The following is a 25,388-nucleotide window of genomic DNA, read 5'->3' as shown; positions in this document are numbered from 1 at the left end:
AAACCTCTTCCTGTGGGTATGGGTCCCGGGTTCGCTTCGCGCCCCGGGACGACGGCAATTGCTGAGCTCGCTGAGGGCCCATTTCCCCCTTTGAAATCGCTGGCCTTTTGCTAATACACAGGCGCACTTCCGCTGGGATATGTCATGTCCGCTTCCGCCTCGATCCGCGACCCTGCCTATCTCCGTGCGCGCGCGATGGAGACGCTGTTCGAACGACTGGAAAAGCTCTGCGAGGGCGCCATCGCGATCGACCGCGGCGGGCGGGTCGTCTACGTCAACGAAAAATATCTGGCAGCGCTCGGCCTCGCGCGCACCAGTGAGGCGATCGGCCGTCCCGTCGAGGAAATCATTCCGAACAGCTTGATGCGCAAGGTGGCCGAGACCGGGGAGCCGATCCTGCTCGACATCATGGAGCTCGGCGGCGAGCAGCTGGTCGTCACGCGCATGCCGATCGAGGACGAGAACGGGACGGTGATCGGCGCGATCGGCTTCGTGCTCTATGACCACCTCGAAAGCCTGAAGCCGCTGCTCGCCCGCGTCGCCCAGCTCGAGAGCGATCTGCGCCTGGCGCGGCGACAATTGTCGAACGCGCGCGCGGCGCGCTTCACCTTCGCCGATTTCGTCGGCACCACGCCGGGAATCGCGCAAGCCAAGGAGCTCGCAAACCGTGCCGCGCGGCAGAGCGTCACCGTGCTGCTCACCGGCGAGACCGGAACGGGAAAGGAGATGCTGGCGCAGGCGATTCACAACGCCTCCTCCCGTGCGGAGAAGCCGTTCGTCAGCGTCAACGTCGCCGCGATCCCGGAAACGTTGATCGAGTCGGAGTTCTTCGGCACCGCGCCGGGCGCCTATACCGGCGCCGATCGCAGGGGGCGCGACGGCAAGTTCCGGGTCGCCGACGGCGGCACGCTGTTCCTCGACGAGATCGGCGAGATGCCGCTGCAATTGCAGGCCAAGCTGTTGCGCGTGCTGCAGGAGCGCGAGATCGAGCCGCTCGGCTCGGACAAGATCTCGAAGGTAGACGTGCGCGTGATCGCCGCGACCAATGTGGATTTGCGCAAGCGCGTCAGCGACGGCGCGTTCCGGCCCGATCTGTATTATCGGCTGAACGTGCTCTCGATCGAACTGCCGCCGCTGCGCCATTGCCTCGACGATCTTCCGGACATCTGCGCCCGGCTGCTCGACGACATCAGCGGATCGGGCGACTACGTCAAGGCGAAGATCACGCCGAGCGCACTCGCCGCGCTCGCGCGCTACGACTGGCCCGGCAACGTCCGCGAGCTTCGCAACATTCTCGAGCGCGCGCTGATTCTCAGCGATTCCGGCCGGCTGACCGGCGAGGACGTCGCGCGCATCCTTCCCATCGGCACCGAGGTCAGGCTTGCGCCGCCCGCACGCCCGGCCGGAGCCGTGGTGCCCTATGCCGAAGCCGAGGCGGAGTTCGAGAAGCACACGCTCGAACAGGCGCTCGCCGCCAGCAACGGCCAGATCACCGAGGCCGCCAGGATGCTGCGGATCTCGCGCGCGACCTTCTACAAGAAACTCGCTAAATTCGGCCTCGCCTCAGGGCAGCCCTCAGTCTGAGTTTCGAGACACGGACCTGTCCGCAGTCTCGGATTCCTGACACGGTGCCTGGCTACTCTCCGGCTCCCGCCATGCCGGAATTGCCTGGATTCGACAGTCTTTCACAAGCCAAAGCGATCTGGCGCAAACCTTGCTCGTTGCTGCCCGCTCTCGCGGGAGCAAGCTGTTCCACGGCCGTTCCCTACGATAGAATCAACAAAACAATATCGGCATACGGTCGAAGGATCGGGAGGACCACCGTGAGCCATCATCCAGCTCTGCCCTATTTGCGCAATTCCGAGAAAGGCAAGGTGGTCACGGCGGCCGAGGCGGTCATGTTGATCCGCGACGGCGACACGGTGGCGAGCGGTGGCTTCGTCGGCATCGGCTTCGCCGAGGAAATCGCGATCGCGCTGGAGGAACTCTACCTCTCCAACGAGGGCGATGCGCCCTATACGCAGGGCAAGCCGCGCAATCTGACGCTGGTCTATGCGGCGGGCCAGGGCGACGGCAAGCTGCGCGGCCTCAACCATTTCGCACATGAGGGCCTGGTCCGGCGCGTGATCGGGGGACATTGGGGGCTTGTGCCGAAATTGCAGCAGCTCGCGGTCGCGGGCCAGATCGAGGCCTATAACCTGCCGCAGGGCGTGATCACGCATCTGTTCCGCGACATCGCCGCGCACCGGCCCGGCCACATCACCCGCGTCGGCATGGGCACGTTCGTCGACCCCCGGCAGGGCGGCGGCAAGCTGAACGCGCGCACCACCGAGGATCTGGTGGAGCTGATCACGCTGCGCGGCGAGGAGTGTCTGCTCTACAAGACCTTTCCGATCAACGTCGGCATCATCCGCGCCACCACCGGCGATCCCGACGGCAACCTCACCATGGAGAAGGAGGCGCTGACGCTGGAGGCGCTCGCCATTGCCATGGCGGCGCATAATTCCGGCGGCATCGTCATTGCCCAGGTCGAACGGGTGGCGGAGGCCGGCAGCCTCAATCCGCGCCAGGTCAAGATCCCCGGGATCCTGGTCGACTGCGTCGTGGTGGCAAGGCCGGAGAATCACTGGCAGACCTTCGGCACCCAGTACAATCCGGCGTTCTCGAGCGAGATCCGGGTCCGTGCCACCTCGCTGCCGGTGATGCCGGTCAGCGAGCGCAAGATCATCGCCCGGCGCGCCGCGCTGGAGCTGAAAGCCAACAGCGTCGTCAATCTCGGCATCGGCATGCCCGAGGGCATCGCCTCGGTCGCCAACGAGGAGCGGATCATCGACCTCATCACGCTGACGGCGGAGCCCGGCGTGATCGGCGGCATCCCGGCGAGCGGCATCGATTTCGGCGCGGCGATCAATACCCAGGCCGTAATCGACCAGCCCTATCAGTTCGACTTCTACGACGGCGGCGGCCTGGACGCCGCCTTCCTCGGGCTCGCCCAGGTCGATCGCGCCGGCAACCTCAATGTCAGCAAGTTCGGGCCGAAGCTTGCGGGTGCCGGCGGCTTCATCAACATCAGCCAGAACGCCAAGGAGGTCATCTTCGTCGGCACCTTCGGCGCGGGCAAGCAACATATTGCGGTGAACGACGGGAAGCTCGTCATTGTCGACGAAGCCAAGTCGCGCAAGTTCGTAGGCAACGTCGAGCATGTCACCTTCAGCGGCCCGTTTGCCGCAGCTCGCAAGCAGCGCACGCTGTATGTCACCGAGCGCTGCGTGTTCGAGCTCAGGCCCGACGGACTCGAGCTCACCGAGGTCGCGCCGGGCATCGACGTCGAGCGCGACATTTTGCGCCTGATGGATTTCAAGCCGCTGATCCCGCGCGATCCTGCGCTGATGGACGAGCGCATCTTCCGCGAGGGCCTGATGGACCTGCGCGAGCGCCTGCTCACCATTCCGCTCGACCAGCGCTTCACGCTGGACGAGCAGCAGAACCTGTTCTTCGTCAACCTGGAGCGCTATCCGCTGCGCAGCAGGGCCGAGATCGACACCATCGCTGCGACCGTCGAGGCGAGGCTCGCGCCGCTCGGCCGCCGGGTCTACGCCATCGTCAATTATGACAATTTTTCCATCCTGCCGGAGTTGATGGACGATTATTCGGCCATGGTCCGCAGCCTCGTCGACCGCTTCTATTCCGGGGTGTCGCGCTACACCACGTCCGGCTTCCTGCGCATCAAGCTCGGCGAGGCCCTGGAGAAGCGTGGCGTCGCGCCGCATATTTTCGAAAGCGCGGAAGAAGCGCAGTCCGACTGGCGTCACGTCCAAGGCGCCGGCACCGCGCGCGCCATGCAGCAGGCCCAGAAATGATGCATGCTCGCGAGGCCGATCCGCGTCGCCGGAAGGTTCAATTGCAATGTTCGTAGCGTTGTGCAAATCGCTGTTGCCAGAAACTTTACATCAGGAGGGACCATCGTGCGTCGATCATTCATCATAACAACAACCATCCTCGCGCTCGCCGCGGGCACCTCCGCGCGAGCCGACGACCTCAAGATCGCGCTGATCCACGGCAAGACCGGTCCGCTCGAGGCCTATGCCAAGCAGACCGAGACCGGCCTGAAGATGGGCTTTGAATACGCCACCAAGGGCACGATGACGCTCGACGGCCGCAAGATCGTCATCATCACCAAGGACGACCAGGGCAAGCCGGACCTTGCGAAGGCCGCGCTCGCCGAAGCCTATCAGGACGACAAGGCCGACATCGCGATCGGCACGACCTCGTCGGCCGCGGCGCTCGCGATTCTCCCCGTCGCCGAGGAGAACAAGAAGATCCTGATCGTCGAGCCCGCCGTCGCGGACCAGATTACCGGCGAGAAGTGGAACCGCTACATCTTCCGCACCGCGCGCAACTCCTCGCAGGACGCGATCTCGAATGCCGTCGCGGTCGGCAAGCAGGGCGTCACCGTCGCAACGCTGGCGCAGGACTACGCGTTTGGCCGCGATGGCGTCGCCGCCTTCAAGGAAGCGCTCGCCAAGACCGGCGCGACGCTCGCCGCCGAAGAATATGCCCCGACCTCGACCACCGACTTCACCGCGGTCGGCCAGCGTCTGTTCGACGCGCTGAAGGACAAGCCGGGCCGCAAGGTGATCTGGGTGATCTGGGCCGGCGCCGGCAATCCGCTGGCCAAGCTCCAGGACATGGACCCGAAGCGCTACGGCATCGAGCTCTCCACCGGCGGCAACATCCTGCCGGCGCTCGCCGCCTACAAGGGCCTGCCCGGCATGGAAGGCGCGACCTACTACTTCTATGACATTCCGAAGAACCCGGTGAACGACTGGCTGGTCGCCGAGCACCAGAAGCGCTTCAACGCGCCGCCGGACTTCTTCACCGCCGGCGGCTTCGCCGCCGCGATGTCCGTCGTCGCCGCCGTCACCAAGGCGAAGTCGACCGATACCGAGAAGCTGATCACGGCGATGGAGGGCCTGGAGTTCGACACGCCGAAGGGCAAGATGGTGTTCCGGAAGGACGACCATCAGGCGCTGCAGAGCATGTATCACTTCAAGGTCAAGGTCGATCCGAACGTCGCCTGGGCCGTGCTCGAGCCGGTGCGCGAGCTGAAGATCGAGGACATGGACGTTCCGATCAAGAACAAGCGGTAGGGGTGATGCTCACCTCTCCCGCGTGCGGGAGAGGTCGCGCCGAAGGCGCGGGTGAGGGTTTTCTCCTCTTGGGGATTGTCCCATTGCGGAAACACCCTCTCCCCAACCCTCCCCCGCAAGCGGGGGAGGGAGCCCACTGTAATCGTGGATAGATCTTCATCCCATCCGATCGAAATTTCCAATGCCCCTCACCCTCGAAACCCGCGATCTCACCATTCGCTTCGGCGGCCACGTTGCGGTCAACAACGTCTCCTGCACGTTCCGTCCGGGCGAGCTCACCGCAATCGTCGGGCCGAACGGTGCCGGCAAGACCACATATTTCAACCTGATCTCGGGCCAGCTTCGCGCTTCACACGGCAGCATCCTGTTCGACGGCACCGACATCACCCAGCTTTCCGCGCCGCTGCGCACCCGCGCGGGCCTCGGGCGTGCTTTCCAGCTCACCAATCTCTTTCCGAACCTCTCCGTGGAAGAGAACGTGCGCCTGGCGGTGCAGGCGGCAAACGGCACCCATTACGACATGCTGCGGCCCTGGATGGTGCGCCGCGATTTGATCGCGCGTGCCGACGCCATCCTCGACCAGGTCGCGCTCGGCAGCCGCCGCGGCGTCGCCGCGACCGCGCTGTCGCATGGCGACCAGCGCAAGCTCGAGGTCGCACTGATGATCGCGCTCGAGCCGAAGGTTTTCATGTTCGACGAGCCGACCGCCGGCATGAGCATCGACGAAGTGCCCGTCGTCCTCAACCTGATCGCGCAGCTCAAGCAGGAAAAGAGCAAGATCATCCTCCTGGTCGAGCACAAGATGGACGTGGTGCGCTCGCTCGCCGACCGCATCATCGTGCTGCATAACGGCCAGCTCGTCGCCGACGGGCCGCCGGCCGAGGTGATCGCCTCGCCGATCGTGCAGGAAGCCTATCTCGGCGTCGCGCCCAAGAGCGCTGCAGAGAGTGTCGCATGACCGATTTGCTCAAACTCTCCGGCGTCCACACCCATATCGGCCGCTACCACATCCTCCAGGGCATCGATCTCACCGTCCCGCAAGGACAGGTCACGATGCTGCTCGGCCGCAACGGTGCCGGCAAGACCACGACGCTGCGCACCATCATGGGACTGTGGCAGGCTTCCAGCGGCGAGATCAGCCTCGGTAGCGAGCGCATCGAGAGCCGCGCCACGCCCGACATCGCACGGCTCGGCGTCGGCTACGTGCCGGAGAGCATGGCGGTGTTCTCCGATCTCACGGTGAAGGAGAACCTGGTCCTCGCCGCGCGCGACGGCCCGCTCGACGACAGCCAGCTCGACTGGATCTTCGGCTTCTTCCCGGCGCTGCGCCGGTTCTGGCTGTCGCGCGCGGGGAGTCTCTCGGGCGGACAAAAGCAAATGTTGTCCATCGCCCGCGCCATCATCGAGCCGCGCAAGCTGCTGTTGATCGACGAGCCGACCAAGGGCCTGGCGCCCGCGATCGTGATGGCGCTGATCGAGTGCCTGAAGGAAATCAAGCGCAAGGGCGCGACCATCCTGCTGGTCGAACAGAACTTCTTCGCCGCCCGCGAGCTCGGCGACAACGTGCTGGTGATGGACAACGGCACCATCGTCCATCGCGGCGAGATGGCGGCGCTCGCCGCCGACGTACCGCTGCAGGAGCGGCTGCTCGGCCTGAGCCTGGAGACACATCAGTGACCGAACTTGCCGCAAATGATCCCCTGCCGAAGCCGAAGCGCGACATCGCGCCGGTCCTGCTGCCGGTCGCGCTCGCGCTGCTCGTGATCCCGCTGATCGGCTCGACCTCCTCCTGGCTGACGCTGACGGCGGCGAGCCTCGCGATGGGCATGATGATCTTCATCATGGCCTCCGGGCTGACGCTGGTGTTCGGCCTGATGGACGTGCTCAATTTCGGCCACGGCGCCTTCATCGCCGTCGGCGCCTATGTCGCGACGCTGGTGCTGGCGCCGTTCGCGGCCTCGATTCAGGCCGATTCGCTGTGGATGAACCTCGCGGTGCTGGCACCCGCCGCGCTGCTCTCGATGGCGGTGTCGGGCGCGCTCGGCCTGGTGGTCGAGCGCGTGCTGATCCTCCCCGTTTACGGCCAGCACCTGAAGCAGATCCTGATGACGACCGGCGGCCTCATCGTCGCCGAGCAGACGCTCTATGCGTTGTGGGGGCCGCAGATCATTCCGATGCCGCTGCCGGCCTCGCTGCGCGGCTCCTTCATCATCGGCGACGTCGCGATTGCAAAGTACCGCGTGCTGGCGATGCTGATCGGGCTTGCCATCTTCATCGCGATCCAGCTCGTGCTCAATCGCAGCAAGCTCGGCCTTCTAATCCGGGCCGGCGTCGAGAACCGGGAGATGGTCGAGGCGCTCGGCTATCGCATCCGTCGTCTGTTCCTCGGCGTCTTCATGACGGGATCGGCGCTTGCCGGCCTTGGCGGCGTGATGTGGGCGCTCTATCGCGAGCAGGTCCACGCCTCCATGAGCGACGACCTCACCGTGCTGATCTTCATCGTCGTCATCATCGGCGGCCTGGGATCGATCGGCGGCTGCTTCATCGGCGCGATCCTGGTGGCCATGGTCGCCAATTACGGCGGCTTCCTGGTGCCGAAACTCGCCCTCGTCTCCAACATCCTGCTGATGGTCGCCATTCTGATGTGGCGGCCGCGCGGCCTCTATGCGGTGACCAGCCGATGATGATCCTCTCCGGCGACCCGCCGCGCAGCCGCGTCCTCACGCTCGTTCTCGTCGTCGTCATCCTGGCACTGGCGGCGACGCCGTTCCTGTTTCCGGGCGCCAAGGCGCTGAACGTCGCGGCCAAGATCTGCGTCTTCGCCGCGCTGGTCGCCTCCTACGACCTCCTGCTCGGCTATACCGGCTCGGTGTCGTTCGCCCACACCATGTTCTATGGCATCGGCAGCTACGCCATCGCCATCGCGCTGTATGGGATGGGTCCGAACTGGGCCGCGGTCGCAACCGGCATCGTCGTCGGCCTGCCGCTCGCGGCCCTGCTCGCGCTAGCCATCGGCCTGTTCTCGCTGCGGGTTGCGGCGATCTTCTTTGCCATGATCACGCTCGCGGTCGCCTCCGCGTTCCAGGTGCTGGCCTCGCAATTGTCCTGGCTGACCGGCGGCGAGGACGGGCGCAGCTTCCAGCTGCCTGAGCTGCTGCGCCCCGGCACGGTGCTGATCTCCAAGAGCCTGTTCGGCTTCGAGATCAACGGCCGCATCCTGACCTTCTACCTGGTGTTCGCCGTCTCGGCCCTGATGATCCTCGCCTTGCTCCGCGTCGTGAACTCGCCGTTCGGGCGCGTGCTGCAGGCGATCCGCGAGAACCGCTTTCGTGCCGAGGCGCTCGGCTTCCGCACGGTGTTTCACCTGACCTACGCCAATTGCCTCGCCGCGCTGGTCGCCGCCGGCGCCGGCATCTTGAACGCGCTGTGGCTGCGCTATGCCGGTCCCGATACCTCGCTCAGCTTCTCGATCATGCTGGACATCCTGCTGATGGTCGTGATCGGCGGCATGGGCACGATCTACGGCGCGATCATCGGCGCCAGCATCTTCATCCTCGCCCAGAACTATTTGCAGTCGCTGATGGGCGTCGCCTCCAAGGCGGCCTCGGAAGCCGGCCTGCCGCTGCTGCCCGGGCTGCTGCATCCCGACCGCTGGCTGCTGTGGCTCGGGCTATTGTTCATCGCCAGCGTCTACTTCTTCCCGACTGGCGTGGTCGGGCGGCTGCGCAATCCCGCCGGCGGCAAGGGCGCCGGCAGCTCGCATTAACGCACGATTCATGATGCGGCGCCGTCATTGCTGCGCGCGCAGCACAACTCTGGCACGATGCCCGCTCCGCTGCGTAGGAACGCGATCGCGCAACCCGATTAATGCTTAGGTAACTGGCTTTCCTAAGGTTTAGGCCATTTGTGCGGTGTATTCCTGTTCCTCCAGGGAGGGGGAATGCACCAGGTCTTTTCCACGGTGGCAACCGGAATGTCTCGAGCCGCAAGGAACGGCTGGGAGGCCTTGCTGCGGCGTGGTCCGGTCCTGTGGTTGACCCTGTGCGGCGTGTTGCTGGTCGCAGGCATCTTCGGCGCGACGGCCATGGCCGTCGGCGAGTTTCGCGAGCGCACGCTGGCCAATCGCGAGCGCGAGCTGGAAAACACGGTGAAGCTGATCGCGCGGCACTTCGATCAGCAATTCGAGGATTCCGACGTCGTCGCCGTCGATCTGATCGCGCAGATGAATCCGGCGGAGATCACCTCCCCGGCGATGTTCCGCGAGCGCATGTCCGGGCCTGCGGCGCACCAGATGCTGCGCGGCAAGATCAGCCCGGTGTCCTATCTCGGCGACATCGCGATCTACGATGCCGACGGCGAACTGATCAACTGGTCGCGGGCCCAGCCGCTGCCCAAGATCAACATTTCGTCCCGGGCCTACTTCCAGACGTTCAAGACCAATCCGCGGTCCGAACCGGTGCTGCTGGAATCCGTCCGCAGCTTCATCATCAACAAATGGACCACGGTCGTCGCACGCCGCTTGAACGGCGCGGACGGCACCTTCCTCGGCGCGATGGTCCGCCGGATCGATCCGGACAGTTACCAGCACTATTTCGCATCCGTCGCACTTGCCGAGGGCACGGCCATCTCGCTGTTCGATCGCGAGGGCACGATGCTGGCTCGCCATCCGCATCGCGAGGAGCTGATCGGGCGGAACTTCAAGGACGCGCCGCTGATGCAGAAGATGCTGGCCGAGGGCGGACAGCTGACGCTCCGCGGCAAGAGTCCCATCGACGGCGAGGACCGACTCGGCTCGGCCGCATCGCTGACGCATTTCCCGCTCGTCATCATCGCCACCAACACGACAGCCGCGGCGCTGGCGGACTGGCGACAGCAGACCGGTTTCATGGTCATGACGGCGACGCTCTCGGCCTCCGTCATTGCCGTGATCCTTTATCTGATCATTCGCCAGATCAACCGGCAGAACCGCGAGGCGCAGAAACGGCTGGAGGCGGAGCGGCTGCGGCTCGACACCGCCTTGAACAACATGACCCAGGGGCTGATCCTGTATGACGCGGGCGGCTACATCGTCACCTGCAACCGCCGTTACGCCGAGATGTTCGGTCTCTCTCACGACGTCATCAAGCCCGGCTGCCACATCCGCGAGGCGATGCATCATCGCAAGGAACGCGGCGCGTTCGGCGGCGACGTCGAGGAATTCTGCGCCGACGTGATGCGCGTCGTCGCCGAAGGCACGGTCTCCACCCGGCTCCACGAGCTGCCCAACGGCCGCACCTTCCAGATCATCAACACCCCGCTCGCGCAGGGCGGTTGGGTGGCCACGATCCAGGAGATCACCGAGCGGCGTAACCTCGAGCAGGAACGCGACCGCAACTACACGTTCCTGCGCGAGATCATCGATCACATCCCCTCGCAGATCACGGTGAAGAACGCCCGGACGCGGCAATATCTGCTGGTCAATCGGACCGCCGAGGAGCAATTCGGCCTGTCGCGGGAGGAGATCGTCGGCAAGACTCCGTTCGAGATCTACCCGGACGAGGCTGCCAGGATCATCACCGAGGACGACAGCAGGGCGCTGCAAGTCGCGAACGGGTTGTTCAAGGACGAGCATGCCTGGCAAAGCCCGACCAAGGGACTACGCTTTATCACCTCGACCCGGATCGGAATTCGCGACAAGTCCGGCGAGCCGCGCTACCTCATCAATGTCGTCGATGACGTCACCGAGCGGCGCCGGGCCGACGAGAAGATCGAGCATATGGCGCATTACGATGCGCTGACCGACCTGCCGAACCGGACGCTTTTCCGCGAGCAGATCGAACGCGAGCTGGCGAAGATCGCGGGCGGGGATCAGTTCGCACTGCTCTATATCGACGTCGACGAGTTCAAGGGCATCAACGATTCGCTCGGTCATCATGTCGGCGACGAGCTGTTGAAGGCGATCGCAAGCCGTCTCCGCGGCTGTCTCAAGCAGGGCGATCTGATCGCACGACTGGGCGGCGACGAGTTCGCGGTGATCCAGACCGGGATCCAATCCTCCGCCGAGGTGCTGTCCTTCGTGACCCGGATCTACCAGGCGATCCGGCAGCCCTATCATTGCCTCGGCCATCAGCTCTCGACGGACGCGAGCATCGGGATTGCGCTGGCGCCGCAGGACGGCACCGATCTCGACCAGCTCGTCAAGAACGCCGACCTCGCGATGTACGGTGCCAAGGCCGAAGGGCGCCGCACCCATCGCTTCTTCGAGCCGGCAATGGATGCTTGCGCCAGGGCGCGCCTGAGCATGGAGCAGGATTTGCGGCAGGCGCTGGTGGACGGCGGCTTCGAGATTCACTATCAGCCGCTGGTCGACCTGCGCTCAGGCGAGGTCTCGGGCTGCGAGGCGCTGCTGCGCTGGCGCCATCCCGAGCGGGGCATGGTGTCGCCGGCGGAGTTCATTCCGGTCGCCGAGGACACCGGCCTGATCACCGAGCTCGGCGACTGGGTGCTGCGCATGGCCTGCAACGAGGCCGCGACCTGGCCGACGCAGATCCGCGTCGCGGTCAACGTGTCGCCGGTGCAGCTCAAATGCGACACGCTGGCGCTTCGCATCGCGGGCGCACTCGCCGCCTCCGGCCTCGACCCGCGCCGCCTCGAGCTCGAGATCACCGAGGCCGTGCTGATCCGCGACGACGAGGCAGCGCTCTCGATCCTGCACCAGCTCCGCTCGATCGGCGTGCGCATCGCGCTCGACGATTTCGGTACCGGCTATTCCTCGCTCAGCTATCTCAAGCGTTTCCCGTTCGACAAGATCAAGATCGACCGCTGCTTCGTTGCCGACATCGCCGAGACCAGCGGTGCGCCCGTGATCGTGCAGGCGGTGGTGAACATCGCCGCCGCAAGCAGCATGACCACGGTCGCCGAGGGCGTCGAGACCGAGGCGCAGCGCGAGATGCTGCGCGCACTCGGCTGCACGCAGATGCAGGGCTATCTATTCAGCCCGCCGAAACCGGCCGCCGAGGTGCGTAAACTGTTCGGCCCGAGCGATGGCTTGCCTGGAGCCCTGCCGGTGGCGGCGGTGGCCTGATGGCGAAGCCATTGAAGCCGCCGAGCAGGACGCCAGGAAGAAGTTCGGGAAAGACGTCGGCCAAGTCCTCGGCCAAGTCTTCGAAGATCTCGGCCAAATCGGTCGACGTCGCGGATTCCTATGCCGTGCGGCTGATGCAGCATTTGGTGGTGCCGACCTTCGTGATCGACCCGAAGCGCCGCGTCGTGATCTGGAACAGGGCCTGCGAGCGGTTGACCGGCCTCGCCGCCTCGGAGGTGATCGGCACCGACAAGCACTGGCAGGGTTTCTACGAGACCAGGCGCCCCTGCCTTGCCGACCTCGTCGCGCTCGACCGGCCGGAGCTGCTTCCGGAGTTCTATTCGGAATATGCCGCGCGCGGCAATAACGGCCTCGGCTTTTCCGCGGAGAACTGGTGCACGATGCCGAAGCTCGGCGACCAGCTCTATCTCGCCATCGACGCCGGCCCGATCCACGACGAGGCCGGCCATCTGATCGCGGTGGTGGAGACGCTGCGCGACCTCACCGATCAGAAGCGCGCCGAGATGGCGCTGAAGGAGCTCGCCACCAAGGACGGGCTGACCGGCCTGTCGAACCGCCGTGCGTTCGACCAGACGCTGGTGACGGAGTGGGCCCGCGCCCACCGCACGCAGAGGCCGCTGGCGCTGCTGTTCGCCGACGTCGATCATTTCAAGCTGTTCAACGACCATCACGGCCACCAGACCGGCGATGAATGCCTGCGCGCGGTCGCCTCCGTCGTCAGCCGGCATGCCGTGCGCCCGCTCGATCTCGCCGGCCGCTACGGCGGCGAGGAGTTTGCGCTGATCCTGCCCGAGATGGATTGCCACAGCGCCTGCGTCATCGCCGAGGAGATCCGCGGCGCGGTCACGGCCTTAGCGATCGCCCATGGCGCCGCGGGCGCCGGCGACCAGGTCACCCTCAGCGTCGGCGTCGCCAGCCAGATTCCCGGCGCGGGAGACAGCGGCCCCGACCGGCTGCTGGGTGCGGCCGACGAGGCGCTCTATGTCGCCAAGCGGCTCGGCCGCAATCGCGTCATCAGCGCCGAACGGGTGCTGGCCGAGTTCTCCAGCCTCGGCCGGCAGACCGCATCGGTTCCGGGCCTTTTCCGGCGCAAATCGGCGTAAGACCCGTTGCGGCGAGAAGCGGTTGCTCCCCCCTCGCCAATCGGCTAAATGAACCTCGACTAGCACCCGTAGCTCAGCTGGATAGAGCGTTGCCCTCCGAAGGCAAAGGTCACACGTTCGAATCGTGTCGGGTGCGCCAGTTTTTTCAAGACATTACGGCTTGTGGCGAATCCTGCCGTTCGCACCGGGTAAGCAACCTGCAACCTTTTGACCAGTTTTCTCAAGAGGAGCCGATTGACGTAGCAAGTTGGCGTCGACCCAAATTTTGCGGCCAATCCCATTGGCTGTAGGCCAAAGCCACGATGCAGTGTCGCGAGTCCAGTGTGATCTGAACAGCAGGGGCGCCTGAATCATGCGGAATTCGGGACGACACTGACGAGCATTGCCTCGAATTGGCGAAGCTGGCCCCTCAATGCGACTTGATCCAAATCAACCGACGACCGGAGCAGCCGTGCTCTGCTTTTCCGGCCAAGAATAGACGTTCGACGACATTGCATGGACCAGACCAACGGCGTCTCGGGTTCAGGTCGGGCAAACTACGCACCGCTCAGCGGTGAGCCGCCGTGAGAAGGCACTTTCCTCATGCCCACGGCCTCGATCATTCCAGTTCACACAAGGCTTGGAATCAACAACCGGCTCCTGCTTGCGCTGTCTCCCGCGACGTTAGACCGGCTGCTAAAGGCGTCTGAACCAGTAGCTCTCTCCAAAGGAGAGCACATTGAGACCGCAGGACAGCCGATCACGCACATCCATTTTATCAACCGGGGATTGGTTTGTGCAACCAAGGCAGTGAGAGATGGCCGGGTTGTCGAGATCGCAGCAATCGGAATCGAGGGCATCGCCGAGTTCGTCACGCTGCTCGGCATGGACCGGTCACTTGTCGATACGGCAGTCCGGATCCCGGGTATGGCGATCCGCATCAGGCGCGAGGTCCTCATGCACGAGATGGAGGGGGATAGGCCGCTTCGCGAATTGATGCAGGCCTATGTGCGCTTCGGCCTTAAGGAAGTTGCACGGCACGTTGCCTGCATTCGACTGCATCATCTCGATCAGCGGTGCTGCCGCTGGCTGTTGATTGCTCATGACCATGCCCTGTCAGATGATTTTCCGCTGACCCATGAGGATCTTGCGATGATGCTTGGCTACCAGCGCGCAGGCGTTTCGGTCGCCATGGCCTCGCTCGTCAAGGCGGGACTTATCGAGCACAAGCGGGGCAGAGTGATAATAACCGACCGGCCCGGTCTCGAGGCGGCTTCCTGTGAATGCTATCGGGAAATGCAGACCGAACTCGACGAATTCCTGCCAGCGAAGAAATCGGCCCAACTGTTCGAAGTCGGACAGAACACCAAGGTGCGGCGCCGCTAACTTCCTTCCGCTGCGCTTTTAAGCCGGCGAGGCCGGTGAGCACCCTGCAACACGTCTGATCAAGCGAGACTGGAATGGCTTCCATCGATGTTCAGGCTAACCAGTTGCGCCATCAAGTCGAAGAAACGATGCAGACCTGCTGGGCGCTGTTCGTCGCCCAGGGCGGCGCGAGCGAGCTGGACCGGCCCCGCATTCGTGCCGGCGCACGCCTCTCAGGCAAAAGTTAGCGTCAAGGCTAGACGCAGCCTGAGGCCCGGGAGTTTACCAGGTGGAATTCAACCCAACGGAAAGGCAAGCAGTGATGAGCAGATTTGTCGTAACTACATTTGGCACCGAGGCGAAAGCGTATGAAGGTACGCACGCCTTGAAGGAACTCCATGCAGAAGGTGAGCTCACGCTCTACGGATTCGCCGTCATCGCCAAGGACGCCGGCGGACAGGTGTCGATCAAGGAGGCGCCGGACGATCTGACCGGCACGGCGCTCGGCACTCTGGTCGGCGCGCTGGTTGGCCTGCTTGGCGGCCCGGCTGGTGTCGTTGTCGGGATGACCGCCGGCATGATGCTGGGAAGTATCGGGGACCTCATCAACATCGGGGTCGGCGCCGATTTCGTTGACAAGGTGTCCCGTGAGCTCGCTCCGGGCAAGACGGCCGTCATCGCCGAAGTCGATGAAGAATGGGTCACGCCGCTCGATACGCGCATGGAGGCAATCGGCGGATCTGTAGCGCGCGAATGGCGTTCGGATTTCGAGGACGCTCAGATCGCGAAGGAAACTGCCGCCCGAAAGGCCGAACTGGGACAATTGAAGGCCGAAATAGCTCAGTCCGGCGCAGACGCCAAGGTCAAGCTCCGCGCAAGGATCAACGAGGTCAAGGCCAAGCTCAACGAGCTGTCCAGCCAGGCGCAGACGAAACTTGAAAAGCTCGAGAAAGACACCGACGCGAAGATCAGCGCCTTGAATGGGCAGGTCGCAAAAGCGAGCGAGGAAACCAAGGCGCGTATCAAGCAACGGCTCGCCGCGTTGCGGACCGAACATGACCGGCGCGTCGCAAAGTTGAGGGAAGCAGGTGCGTTGATCAAGGAAGCGCTCGCCGCGTGAGAAACCCCAGGCTGAAGGGATGATCTTTCCTGGGAGCGGCAAAGCCCTCTTTGCCGCTCCCAGTTGAAAAAAGAATGGCATAATATGCTATGGCCCTTGGCGGCACCGACCTGCAAGTTGTGGACAGCTACCGCCGCTTGCGATTTCCGATCGTAGCGTCGGCGTCTTCATAGCGTCACGGCGAACGAGTAGTGCCATCTCCATCGACCGTGGTGCGCGAGCCCTGCCGCCGTATTCACGGCGGCTCTTGATCCGGCATCGAGATCACTTGGATCTGGTCGAAGGCGGACGCCAGTCCGTGGTCCAATGCCAAGCCGTTCGCGGCAGGCTCGATCGAGGCCGAAATCTCAATTCAAACGCCAGATGGCCGCATTGAGCACGCCGGCAAACGCGACCCAGACCGCATAAGGCACGAATAGCGCCGCCGCCAGGCGGTCGCGTGACCGTTCGAGGCCGATGTAGGTCACGATCGCGGCGAACAGGCAGATCAGGATGACGAGTGCGGCGCCGATCCGGTGCATCGTGAACATCACCGGCGACCAGGCGAAATTGAGCGCCAGTTGCGTCGCCCAGGCCAGCATCGCTTTGCCCGAGGGATCGCGTCGAAAGGTTCGCCAGCCCGCAATTGCGATCATGACGTAGAGGACGGTCCAGGCTACCGGAAACGCCCAGTTCGGCGGCACGAAATCCGGCTTGGCAAGGCCCGCATACCATTCGCCCGGGAGATTGGTCGCGCCGATCAGCCAGCCGATGCCGACCACGCCCACCACGAAGGCCAACAGCTGCAGCATCCCTCACCTCGCGCTTCTCATGGCGCAATTGTATCATCTTTCCATGAGCGAATCCGACACGGTGACCGGCGCGGCCTCGCCGGTGCGCAAGATCATCCATATCGACATGGATGCTTTCTATGCGTCGGTGGAACAGCGCGACAATCCGGAGCTGCGCGGAAAGCCGGTTGCGGTCGGAGGCTCCGCCGAGCGCGGCGTCGTCGCGGCCGCGAGCTACGAGGCGCGCAAGTTCGGCGTTCGCTCCGCCATGCCGTCGGTGACGGCGAAGCGGCAATGTCCCGATCTGATCTTCGTGAGGCCGCGCTTCGAGGTTTACAAGGCGATCTCCAGGCAGATCCGCGACATCTTCGCCGAGCACACGCCGATCATCGAACCGTTGTCACTCGACGAGGCCTATCTCGACGTGACGGAAAATCTCCAAGGCATCCCGCTGGCGCGGGACATCGCGCTGCGGATCCGCGAGAAGATCAAGGCCGAGACCGGCCTCAACGCGTCGGCCGGCATCTCCTACAACAAGTTTCTGGCCAAGCTCGCCTCCGATCATCGCAAGCCCAACGGCCAGTTCGTGATCGCGCCGGAGATGGGACCGGCCTTCGTCGAAACGCTGCCGGTCGGCAAGTTTCACGGCATCGGGCCGGCGACTGCGGCGAAGATGAATTCGCTCGGCCTGTTCACCGGCCTCGACATCCGCAACCAGACGCTCGAATTCATGAATGCGAATTTCGGCAAGTCGGGCGCCTATTATTACTGGATCTCGCGCGGCGTCGACGAACGGCCGGTTCGGGCCAACCGGATTCGCAAGTCCATCGGCGCGGAGAACACGTTCTCGACCGACCTCGCCGAATATGATGCGCTGGCCGCCGAGCTCAGGCCTCTCGTCGACAAGGTCTGGCGCCATTGCGAGGCGACCGGCAATCGCGGCCGCACCGTCACCCTGAAGATCAAGTTCGCCGACTTCGAGATCATCACGCGCAGCAGGTCCGTCGCAGCGCCGGTCGGGGGGCGGGACGATCTGGAGCGGCTGGCCTGCGGCCTGCTCGAGGCCGAGATGCCGCTGGGAAAGCGCGTCAGGCTGCTGGGGGTCTCGCTGTCCTCGCTCCAGGTCGGCGGCGATTCGGAGCCGCAGTTGACGCTCGGGATCTGAATCCGGCCGGAGGGCCGCTTCGGCGAACGCGACATCTTTTTCGGCGACGCGCCGCAAAACCTGTCGTAGAGACGTCAAACAGGACTTTTCGCGATTGATGTTGGAATGCTTGCCTTATTGATACGCCTCGGACTGCGCTTCGAAGACCGCATCGAGGAGCGGCGATTTGTCGACCAATATGTCCGGGGCAGCCTCGGATGGACGCAGATCGCAATGCTGCTCGGCGCCGCCACCTATGCCGGCTACACGCTCTGGGATTGGGTGCTGTACCCCGAAGTGGTTCCGATCACGCTCGCAATCCGCGGCGGCACGGCCGTCTTTATCCTGCTGCCGCTGACGGCGCTGCTGTCGCGGCGATGGATGAAGCCGTGGGCAGAGACGATCTTCCTCGTCTATTGCGTCATTCCCGGCTGCATCCTGCCCAGCATTTATCACGTGCTGCCGTCGGGCTTCACCTTTGCCGCGCCGGGCATGATGATGATCATCCTGTTCGTCTCGACCATGCTGCCGTTGCGGATCGGCTCGCTGGCGATTTTCTGCTTGCTCTCGTGGGTGGCACTGCTGGTCGCCGAGTCGTTCGCGACGACGATGCCGACCGGGCTGAGCTTCATCAATCATTCTCTCGTCGGCAACGCCTACGCATTGTCGCTCTACGCCGTGGCTGCGCGCGAGTACCGGGCGCGAAGACAATTCCGGACGTCGGAGGCGCTGCAACGGGAAAAGGAACGCTCGGAGAAATCGCTGCGCGATCTGCGCGCGACCCAGGAGCAGCTCGTGCAGGCGGAGAAGCTCGCCTCGCTCGGCCAATTGGTGGCCGGTGTGGCGCACGAGGTCAGCACCCCGCTCGGCCTCGCTCTGACGACCTCGACCGCCATGCAGACCGATCTGCAGACAATGGCTGATGCATTGGGCGGAGCCTCGGTCCGGCGTTCCGACCTGACCAAGGGCATCGACAGGCTCAAGCAGGGGCTCGATCTGACCTTCGACAATCTGCACCGCGCATCCGAGATGGTGCACAGCTTCAGGCAGGTCGCCGTCCATCAGGCCGACGAGGACCGACGGACCTTCGAGCTCAAGGACTGGCTGTCGGAGTTGATGTCCAAGCTCGGGCCATTGCTGTCGCATCATGGCCTGACGGTCGAGGTCCGATGCCCGGCGGGGATCAAGCTCAACAGTTACCCCGGAGCGCTTGCTCAGGTGATCAGCAATCTCGCTCTCAATAGCGCAAGCCATGCCTATCCTGACAAGAGAGGCGGCCGGTTCGTCATCACGGTCAGCCAGCCGGACCCGACATCCGTCCGCCTCGTCTGCGCTGATGAAGGCGTCGGAATTCCCGAAAAACTACAGGCGCAGATCTTCGATCCGTTCGTCACGACTGGTCGGGAGAGCGGCCATGCCGGCCTGGGGCTCCACATCGCCTTTAATCTGGTGGCCTCATCGCTGAACGGACGCCTGCGGCTCGAGAGCACGACGGGTCCGGGGACTCAGATCGCCATCGAGATTCCACTGCAGGCGTGACGCCCGCGGCCATGTTGGAGCCGCCTCGAAAGGCGAAAACAGAGCGCCCGGTGAGTGCGACTGTCGGTGACGGATTTTCAGGCCCGCCACCGATGAAAGTCGATCTGCTCGGGCCGCTCAATGCCTCACGTGCTCGAACACCACGATCACGCCGGTCGGTTCGGGCTCATGCGCCATCAGGCGCGTCAGGTCGGAATCGCCCCAATCGGCGAGACTGACGACTTCGCCGCTCTGGCGATCGGCGCCGGGAGAAGGCGTGGGCTCGAGCACCTTGAGGCCCATTTCGTCGACGAAGAAGGTGTGCTCGCCGAACATGCTGTTGAGCTGCGGCATGGCGGGATGTTCGTCGGGCAGCACCTGAGCGCCGAGTTGGTTGACGGTCTGCTTCACCTGTTCGGATGTGAGCTTCATGAGCTGCTCCGTTCTGTGTCCGGTTTCATTGGCCTTGAGCGGAAGCACGCGTTCCCTGCGCCTTTGTCCGCCTGGCTCAAGCCCGAACAGGTGCTGCGGACAAATGTTCCGGCGAAATGTATTTTGTGATCGCGCGTCGCATCTGCCGCACTCACGGCACGAGATCGCCACAGGATTCACACGATCTGGACGTGAGCTGCGCTCACCGACTATTCGCTGCGGTTCTCGCCCACCGACAGCGCGCAAATGCGCGATAGGTGGGTGTAGGGCAGGCCGGTTTCCTCGGCCCAGGCGTTGAACTGCGCCTGCACCTTGGCGAGATCGCCCTTCGACTTGACCTCTTCTGCAATGTCGAGACCGGCGTCGCGCAGGCAGACGACGACGTCCTTGGACGTCACAAAGCCGTCCCACCCGACGAAGCGCAGCAGCATCTGGCCGGTGTTGCCGCCGAGACGACTGCTGCGCCTGGTCAGGAGATCGAGCAGGCCGATCTGGTTGGACGAAGGCCATTTCGCCAGAAACTTGCCGAAGCTGCCGTGCTCCTTCGCGATCTCCTGAACGAAAGCGGCGTTGTCGCGCACCGACATGATCTTGGCCCCGTTGCGCACGATGCGGGCATCGCGCAACAGGCCTTCCCAATAGTCTTCCGGCTGGAAACTGAGCTTGGCCGGCTGGAAATGCAGGAAAGCCTCTTCGAAGCCTTCCCATTTCGAATCGATCACGCTCCAGGCGAAGCCGGCGCAGAACACACGCTTGGTCATCTCGGCCAGGATGCGATCGTCGCCGAGCTTGGCCAGACGCTTCAGGTCGGGCTTCGCCGGCATCAATTTGTCCAGCGCCTTGGGCCCGCCCTTGCGCTTCTCGGCGCGGGCGCGAATGGTCTTGAAGGGGGTCATGTGAACACAGGCGTTGAGGGCAGGCCACGACACCAGAATTCGGCGATCCGGTCCAGCCCCCCGCATTGCCGCCCCTTGCGCTCTGCGACGGGACGCAGCATGCTGTCGCTCATAGGATTGACGCAAAGGGGCGGGCGGGCTGGTCTGCTTCTTGCTTTATGCCGTTTTTGGAATTCCCTGACATTTTGATCTCTGGCCGTTGGATTTTCCATGCGCTGCCTGGTCGTGGCCGACCTGCACTATTCGCTGCCTCAGCTCGACTGGCTGGTCAGCGCGGCGCCGCGATTCGACCTCGTGATCTTCGCCGGCGACGCACTCGACGTCGGCTCGATGGTCGATTTCCGCGCCCAGATCGTGGTGGTGAAGAAGTACCTCGCGCTGCTGGCCGCGACGACCCGCGTGATCCTCTGCTCCGGCAATCACGATCTCGACGGGCGCAACGCCGAAGGTGAGAAGGTTTCGCGCTGGATCTCGGAGGTGCGCGAGCTCGGCATCGCCTGCGACGGCGACGGCCTTACGGTCGGCGATACCCTGTTCACCGTGTGCCCGTGGTGGGATGGACCTCAGGTCAAGCAACGCCTCATCGAGCAGTTGCGCGATGTCGCGGCCGTCAGGCCGCAGCGCTGGATCTGGGCGCATCATGCGCCGCCGGCGGATTCACCGACGAGCTGGGGCGGCAAGCGCTTCTTCGGCGACGTCGAGCTGGTGCAGTGGATCATGCAATACCAGCCGTCGATGGTGATCTCGGGCCATGTGCATCAATCACCCTTCATCAGCAATGGATCGTGGTTCGACCGGCTGGGCCAGACCTGGGTCTTCAACACGGGCCTGCAACCCGGCCGTCCCCCAACCTACATCGTGCTCGATCTCGATACCGACAAGGCGTTCTGGCTGGCGGCCGGCGAGGCGCAGTGGATCGACCTGAATGCGCCGCTGCGGCGGCCCGCCGCCCCCATCGAGGCGCCGCCCGACTGGCTCACATTCTTGGATCGGATTGCCGATCCGAGCCTGGCGAAACCTCAAGCGGCGGCAGGTTGATCATGCTCTGGAGCACCTCGCCGACCATGGCCAGATGCGTGCCGTGGCCGGCATATTGCCGTTTGAGATCGGCGAGGTAGGTGTTGGCGACGTTGAGCCGCTGCGCCAGCATTTTTGCGATCAGCAGCGCCACGCCCGGCTCCTTCTCGAGGAACGAGGCCGCATCCTCGAATTCGTAGACGATCGCGTCGGAGCAGGCCCGTACGGTTGCGGTGTGCGGCTGGCCCAGCAGCACGGACATCTCACCCAGCACCGCGCCAGGCTCGGTGACGGTGGCAACCACCATCTCACCCTTGAGCACCTCGAGCCTGCCTTGCATCAGCACGAAGAGATGGCCGGAAGTGCCCCCCTCGGCGACGATGATGGTGCCGGCGGCAAGCTGCCGTTCCGTTCCGCCGGTGCAATAATTGAGGACTGCGCGCATGGTGCGAAACCTCCCGCCGCGGGACGATACCCAACGCCGGAAGACTAGAGCACGATCCATGCCAGGCGGCAATCAGCGGGGGCCGGCTGGCGCGCGAGGCGCGTCACACCCGAGAGAGCGAGGGCGCCTCTCCGGGCAGGATGGCCTGCAATCCGCCGAAGCGGCGCTCGCGGCCGTGGAAGGAGGCCAGAGCCGCGGCGAGATCGCTGGCGTCGAATTCGGGCCACATCCGCTCGGTGAAGTGCAGCTCGGCATAGGCGCCTTCCCAGAGCAGGAAGTCCGAGAGCCGCTTCTCGCCCGAGGTGCGGATGATGAGGTCGACGTCGCGCAGGCCGGCTTCGCCGGTGACGAGCTGCGAGAAGGCTTCGCGGGTGAGGCTGGTCAGCGCCGCCGCCTTCGCCGCGGCATTGAGGATGGCGTCGCGCGCGGAATAGTCGACCGCGATGCGCAAATGCAGCGTGCCGCCGGCGGCGGTGGCCCGTTCGGCCTTTGCAATCGCGCTGGCGATGCCGTCGGGCAGGCGATCGCGGCGGCCGATCACGGTGAGCCGCACGCCGTTCTTGACCAGGCTCTGCACCTCGTTGGCGAGATAGAAGCGCAGCAAGGTCATCAATGCGGCAACCTCGGCCTTCGGCCTCCGCCAATTGTCGGCGGAGAAGGCGTAGAGCGTCAGCGTGCCGATGCCCTGCTTGGGCGCGGCCTCGACGATGCGGCGGATCGCTTCGACGCCGGCCTCGTGGCCGCGCACGCGCGACAGGCCGCGCCGCGTCGCCCATCGCCCGTTGCCGTCCATGATGATGCCGACATGAAGCTTCTCGTTATGGGACGCATCACTTTGCATTGCAAAGTCTCCGGTCAAAAAAGGGGAAGGATCAGGTCGAGACGATGCTGAGGCGGCCGAGCGACGGCGCTTCGCGGCCGGCGGCCTTGGCGGCGTCGCGCACCAGGCGCTCCAGCACGGCGAGATAGTCGAGGAAACGGCGGCGCCCGGTCCTGGTGAGGCGGCAGGTGGTGTGCGGACGGTTGCCCTCGTAGCCCTTGGTCACGTCGACGAGGCCGGCCTCCTGGAGCACGGCAAGGTGCCGGCTGAGATTGCCGTCGGTGAGGCCGCACAGCTGCTTGAGGTCGGCAAAGGCCAGCCCCTTGGGATGCGCCATCAGCGAGGTCAGAAGCCCGAGCCTCGCCTTCTCGTGGATCACGCGGTCGAGCCCTTCGTAGGAGAAGGGTGCGCTGTCAGTCTTCGACATCATGGTCTCCGGATGCGACATGCAGAATGGCCGCCATCAGCGATTGCCCGATCAGGAAGGGCAGACCCATGGTCCATGGCGACAGCGTGTGGGTCTGGCTCGCGATCACCACCACCGAAAAGCCGGACACGAAATACCAGGCGCCGGCGAGCGCCACGGTGCGCGGCAGCGAGCGGACGGAGGCGAAAATGCCGAGCGACACCAGGATCTGCCACAGGCCCGGCAGCAGCCACAACGTCTCGGCCGCGAACTTCCACATCACCACCGCGAGCAGCACGCCGGCAACGCCCGCGGGCAGGAACTGCTCGACCGCCTGGTGGATCATGGCATCGGCCAGACCCGAATGATGGCGGCGCGAACGCGCCCGCATCTCGATCCCGATGATCAGGAGGGACAGCGCGGCGGCGACGAACCAGCCGGCGAAGAAGCCGAGCGGCTCACCCGTGGGATCGCCGAGCAGCCAGAATTGCAGCACCGCCGTGATGAGCGCGACGGCACCGGTCGCGGCCATCGTCGCCGGGCCGTAACCGCGGAACGCCGTGCCGGCCGCGATCTGGCTGCGGATCGCCACGATATCGGCCAGGGCCTTGTCGAGATCGCGCATTGGCAACGCCAGAACCTCGCTCCGCACGGACTTGCCGGGATTGCTGACCCGTTACTTTGTATTGCAAAGTATATAGCGACGCAAAGTAAACGCAACCCCCCGAAAGCCGCGGCGGGACGTCCGGCCCAATCGAACAACTGGCGGTTGCACGACACCGTCTGCCCCGGATAAGATGGATCCAAAACATTCCCGGGGGCTGAATATGTGGCTTAAGTCATTTGTCGTTGCGCTTGTTTCCCAGGCGTTGCTCGCCGGTCTCGCTCATGCGGCGGGCCCTTTCGGCACCATCCGCGTCGGCAACTGGAACGGCGGCGCCTACACCAATGATTCAACCGGCGCATTCTCCCATTGCGCCGCAAGCACGCCCTATGCCAACGGCATGACGCTGCTCGTCGGCCAGGATTCGAACAACGCGTGGCTGCTCGGCTTTGCCAATTCAGCGTTTCGTTTCAAGAAGGGCGAGAACCTGACGATCGACGTGACGTTCGACGGACAGGCCGAGGTGAGGCTGTTCGCGACCGCGTTGTCCGAGGTGATGGTCTCGGCCGTTCTGCCCACCAACGTCGCGCGCGCTTTCCAGAAGGCGAGCCTGATGGTGGCGGTGGCGAGAGGCACACCTTTTCAGTTCAGTTTGACGTCAACCGCGCCCTTGATCGCCGCGGTCACCAATTGCGTAACGCGAGTCAAGGCCGACGGGCTGGACAAGGCCGGCGATTTTACAAAGGTTGCCGCCAAGCCGCAGGCCGCGCCGGACAAGCAGACGCCGCCGCCTGCTGCCAGCAAGTCCGTCAAATCGCAGAGTGGCACCGGTTTCGTCGTGAGCGCGAGCGGGCACATCGTCACCAACAATCACGTGGTCAATGGCTGCGTCGGCGACATCAAGGGCAACCTCACCGGCGAGGCCGCGATGGTGCTGCGCGTCGTTTCGACCGACGCCAACAATGATCTCGCCTTGCTTCAGGCGCCGTCGACGGCGACGTTCAAGGATTTCGCCCGCATTCGCGACCGCTCGTTCCGCGCCGGCGATTCCGTCGTCGCGATCGGCTTTCCTTACCACGGATTGCTCAGCTCGGACCTAAGAGTGACGACCGGGATCGTGAGCTCGCTCAGCGGCATGCGCAACGACACGCGTTTCCTGCAAATCAGCGCGCCCGTACAGCCCGGCAACAGCGGTGGCCCGCTGTTCGACACCACCGGCCAGATCGTGGGCGTGGTCACCGGCAAGATCCCGGGATTGCGTATCGTCGCCATGACCGGCGACATTCCCGAGAACATCAACTTCGCCATCAAGACCGGCGCACTGCGCGACTTCCTCGACAATTCCGTGGTGCCCTACCAGACCGCGGAGCCCAAGGGCGAGCTGAAGACCACCGACATCGCCACCAACGCCCGCGCCTACACGATGCTGCTCTCGTGCACCACGACGGAGCAGGCCGAGGCAAAGCGGTAGATCGCGGCTCCAATACGGCGCGACAGGCCGCGCGCGCCGCGGCGGCGGTTGCACGAAACAGAGC

At 64.4% G+C, this 25,388-nt stretch carries 23 protein-coding genes and 1 tRNA gene; 17 read left to right on the top strand and 7 right to left on the bottom strand.

What is annotated here, in order from left to right:
• The first annotated feature begins 144 nt into the window (after positions 1-144).
• From AC066S_RS13640 to AC066S_RS13580, 13 genes are all read left to right on the top strand, one after another.
• Positions 145-1,584 carry a sigma-54 interaction domain-containing protein gene (locus AC066S_RS13640; protein WP_126257077.1) on the top strand — a complete coding sequence of 480 codons (1,440 nt, stop codon included), beginning with the start codon at positions 145-147 and terminating at the stop codon, positions 1,582-1,584.
• 239 nt (positions 1,585-1,823) lie between these two features.
• Complete coding sequence (locus AC066S_RS13635; protein ID WP_478269923.1) at positions 1,824-3,860, top strand: acyl CoA:acetate/3-ketoacid CoA transferase; 2,037 nt, start codon at positions 1,824-1,826, stop codon at positions 3,858-3,860.
• A gap of 105 nt (positions 3,861-3,965) precedes the next feature.
• The gene (locus AC066S_RS13630; protein ID WP_478269922.1) at positions 3,966-5,150 is read left to right on the top strand and encodes a substrate-binding domain-containing protein; all 1,185 of its coding nucleotides are present in this window, start codon (positions 3,966-3,968) and stop codon (positions 5,148-5,150) included.
• Positions 5,151-5,331: 181 nt separating this feature from the next.
• On the top strand, positions 5,332-6,108 hold the full coding sequence (locus AC066S_RS13625) for an ABC transporter ATP-binding protein (protein ID WP_126257074.1): 777 nt from the start codon (positions 5,332-5,334) through the stop codon (positions 6,106-6,108).
• Entirely contained in the window at positions 6,105-6,827 is a 723-nt protein-coding gene (locus tag AC066S_RS13620; RefSeq protein ID WP_135169062.1) for a branched-chain amino acid ABC transporter ATP-binding protein, read from the top strand. The genes AC066S_RS13625 and AC066S_RS13620 overlap by 4 nt, the downstream gene beginning before the upstream one ends.
• The gene (locus tag AC066S_RS13615) at positions 6,824-7,834 is read left to right on the top strand and encodes a branched-chain amino acid ABC transporter permease (RefSeq protein WP_135169063.1); all 1,011 of its coding nucleotides are present in this window, start codon (positions 6,824-6,826) and stop codon (positions 7,832-7,834) included. The genes AC066S_RS13620 and AC066S_RS13615 overlap by 4 nt, the downstream gene beginning before the upstream one ends.
• Positions 7,831-8,916, top strand: a complete 1,086-nt coding sequence (locus tag AC066S_RS13610; RefSeq protein WP_209311846.1) for a branched-chain amino acid ABC transporter permease — start codon at positions 7,831-7,833, stop codon at positions 8,914-8,916. The genes AC066S_RS13615 and AC066S_RS13610 overlap by 4 nt, the downstream gene beginning before the upstream one ends.
• 174 nt (positions 8,917-9,090) lie before the next feature.
• Complete coding sequence (locus tag AC066S_RS13605) at positions 9,091-12,213, top strand: bifunctional diguanylate cyclase/phosphodiesterase (protein WP_167767457.1); 3,123 nt, start codon at positions 9,091-9,093, stop codon at positions 12,211-12,213.
• Complete coding sequence (locus AC066S_RS13600) at positions 12,213-13,337, top strand: GGDEF domain-containing protein (RefSeq protein WP_478269921.1); 1,125 nt, start codon at positions 12,213-12,215, stop codon at positions 13,335-13,337. The genes AC066S_RS13605 and AC066S_RS13600 overlap by 1 nt, the downstream gene beginning before the upstream one ends.
• A 62-nt stretch (positions 13,338-13,399) precedes the next feature.
• A tRNA-Arg gene (locus AC066S_RS13595) sits at positions 13,400-13,476 on the top strand.
• Positions 13,477-13,919: 443 nt separating this feature from the next.
• Positions 13,920-14,702 (top strand): Crp/Fnr family transcriptional regulator, encoded by a 783-nt coding sequence (locus AC066S_RS13590; RefSeq protein ID WP_135169065.1) that lies wholly within the window; start codon positions 13,920-13,922, stop codon positions 14,700-14,702.
• Between the two features lie 74 nt (positions 14,703-14,776).
• Positions 14,777-14,929: a hypothetical protein gene (locus tag AC066S_RS13585; protein ID WP_164718527.1), complete on the top strand. Its 153-nt coding sequence runs from the start codon at positions 14,777-14,779 to the stop codon at positions 14,927-14,929.
• Positions 14,930-15,003: 74 nt separating this feature from the next.
• Positions 15,004-15,801, top strand: a complete 798-nt coding sequence (locus AC066S_RS13580; RefSeq protein ID WP_478269920.1) for a DUF1269 domain-containing protein — start codon at positions 15,004-15,006, stop codon at positions 15,799-15,801.
• Between the two features lie 347 nt (positions 15,802-16,148).
• On the opposite strand, the gene AC066S_RS13575 is transcribed toward AC066S_RS13580, so the two are convergent.
• Positions 16,149-16,592: a TspO/MBR family protein gene (locus tag AC066S_RS13575; RefSeq protein ID WP_126257067.1), complete on the bottom strand. Its 444-nt coding sequence runs from the start codon at positions 16,590-16,592 to the stop codon at positions 16,149-16,151.
• A 43-nt stretch (positions 16,593-16,635) separates the two neighbouring features.
• Here AC066S_RS13575 and dinB point away from each other — a divergent pair, with 43 nt between their 5' ends.
• Complete coding sequence (gene dinB / locus AC066S_RS13570) at positions 16,636-17,736, top strand: DNA polymerase IV (RefSeq protein WP_478269919.1); 1,101 nt, start codon at positions 16,636-16,638, stop codon at positions 17,734-17,736.
• Between the two features lie 105 nt (positions 17,737-17,841).
• Complete coding sequence (locus AC066S_RS13565; RefSeq protein ID WP_478269918.1) at positions 17,842-19,254, top strand: sensor histidine kinase; 1,413 nt, start codon at positions 17,842-17,844, stop codon at positions 19,252-19,254.
• 117 nt (positions 19,255-19,371) lie between these two features.
• Here AC066S_RS13565 and AC066S_RS13560 read toward each other — a convergent pair whose 3' ends face one another.
• Positions 19,372-19,665 carry a hypothetical protein gene (locus AC066S_RS13560; RefSeq protein WP_094976171.1) on the bottom strand — a complete coding sequence of 98 codons (294 nt, stop codon included), beginning with the start codon at positions 19,663-19,665 and terminating at the stop codon, positions 19,372-19,374.
• Between the two features lie 209 nt (positions 19,666-19,874).
• A complete protein-coding gene (locus tag AC066S_RS13555) occupies positions 19,875-20,561 on the bottom strand; it encodes a DNA-3-methyladenine glycosylase I (protein ID WP_478269917.1) in 687 nt (228 codons plus the stop codon).
• 210 nt (positions 20,562-20,771) lie between these two features.
• Between AC066S_RS13555 and AC066S_RS13550 the strand changes: the two genes are divergently transcribed.
• Positions 20,772-21,599 (top strand): metallophosphoesterase family protein, encoded by an 828-nt coding sequence (locus AC066S_RS13550; RefSeq protein ID WP_478269916.1) that lies wholly within the window; start codon positions 20,772-20,774, stop codon positions 21,597-21,599.
• Here AC066S_RS13550 and AC066S_RS13545 read toward each other — a convergent pair.
• From AC066S_RS13545 to AC066S_RS13530, 4 genes are all read right to left on the bottom strand, one after another.
• A complete protein-coding gene (locus AC066S_RS13545; RefSeq protein ID WP_126257063.1) occupies positions 21,538-22,023 on the bottom strand; it encodes a Crp/Fnr family transcriptional regulator in 486 nt (161 codons plus the stop codon). The two genes, AC066S_RS13550 and AC066S_RS13545, sit on opposite strands and share 62 nt — an antisense overlap.
• A 103-nt stretch (positions 22,024-22,126) precedes the next feature.
• The gene (locus AC066S_RS13540; protein WP_126257062.1) at positions 22,127-22,864 is read right to left on the bottom strand and encodes a di-trans,poly-cis-decaprenylcistransferase; all 738 of its coding nucleotides are present in this window, start codon (positions 22,862-22,864) and stop codon (positions 22,127-22,129) included.
• 31 nt (positions 22,865-22,895) lie between these two features.
• Positions 22,896-23,270, bottom strand: coding sequence for a transcriptional regulator (locus AC066S_RS13535; protein ID WP_164718526.1), 375 nt, complete (start codon positions 23,268-23,270; stop codon positions 22,896-22,898).
• On the bottom strand, positions 23,257-23,874 hold the full coding sequence (locus AC066S_RS13530) for a hypothetical protein (RefSeq protein WP_126257060.1): 618 nt from the start codon (positions 23,872-23,874) through the stop codon (positions 23,257-23,259). The genes AC066S_RS13535 and AC066S_RS13530 overlap by 14 nt, the downstream gene beginning before the upstream one ends.
• Before the next feature lie 202 nt (positions 23,875-24,076).
• Here AC066S_RS13530 and AC066S_RS13525 point away from each other — a divergent pair, with 202 nt between their 5' ends.
• Positions 24,077-25,324: a S1C family serine protease gene (locus AC066S_RS13525; RefSeq protein ID WP_478269915.1), complete on the top strand. Its 1,248-nt coding sequence runs from the start codon at positions 24,077-24,079 to the stop codon at positions 25,322-25,324.
• Positions 25,325-25,388 lie beyond the last annotated feature (64 nt).

The sequence above is a fragment of the Bradyrhizobium sp. CFUWI genome (assembly GCF_056429085.1).
This window is presented reverse-complemented; position numbering and strand designations above follow the sequence as displayed.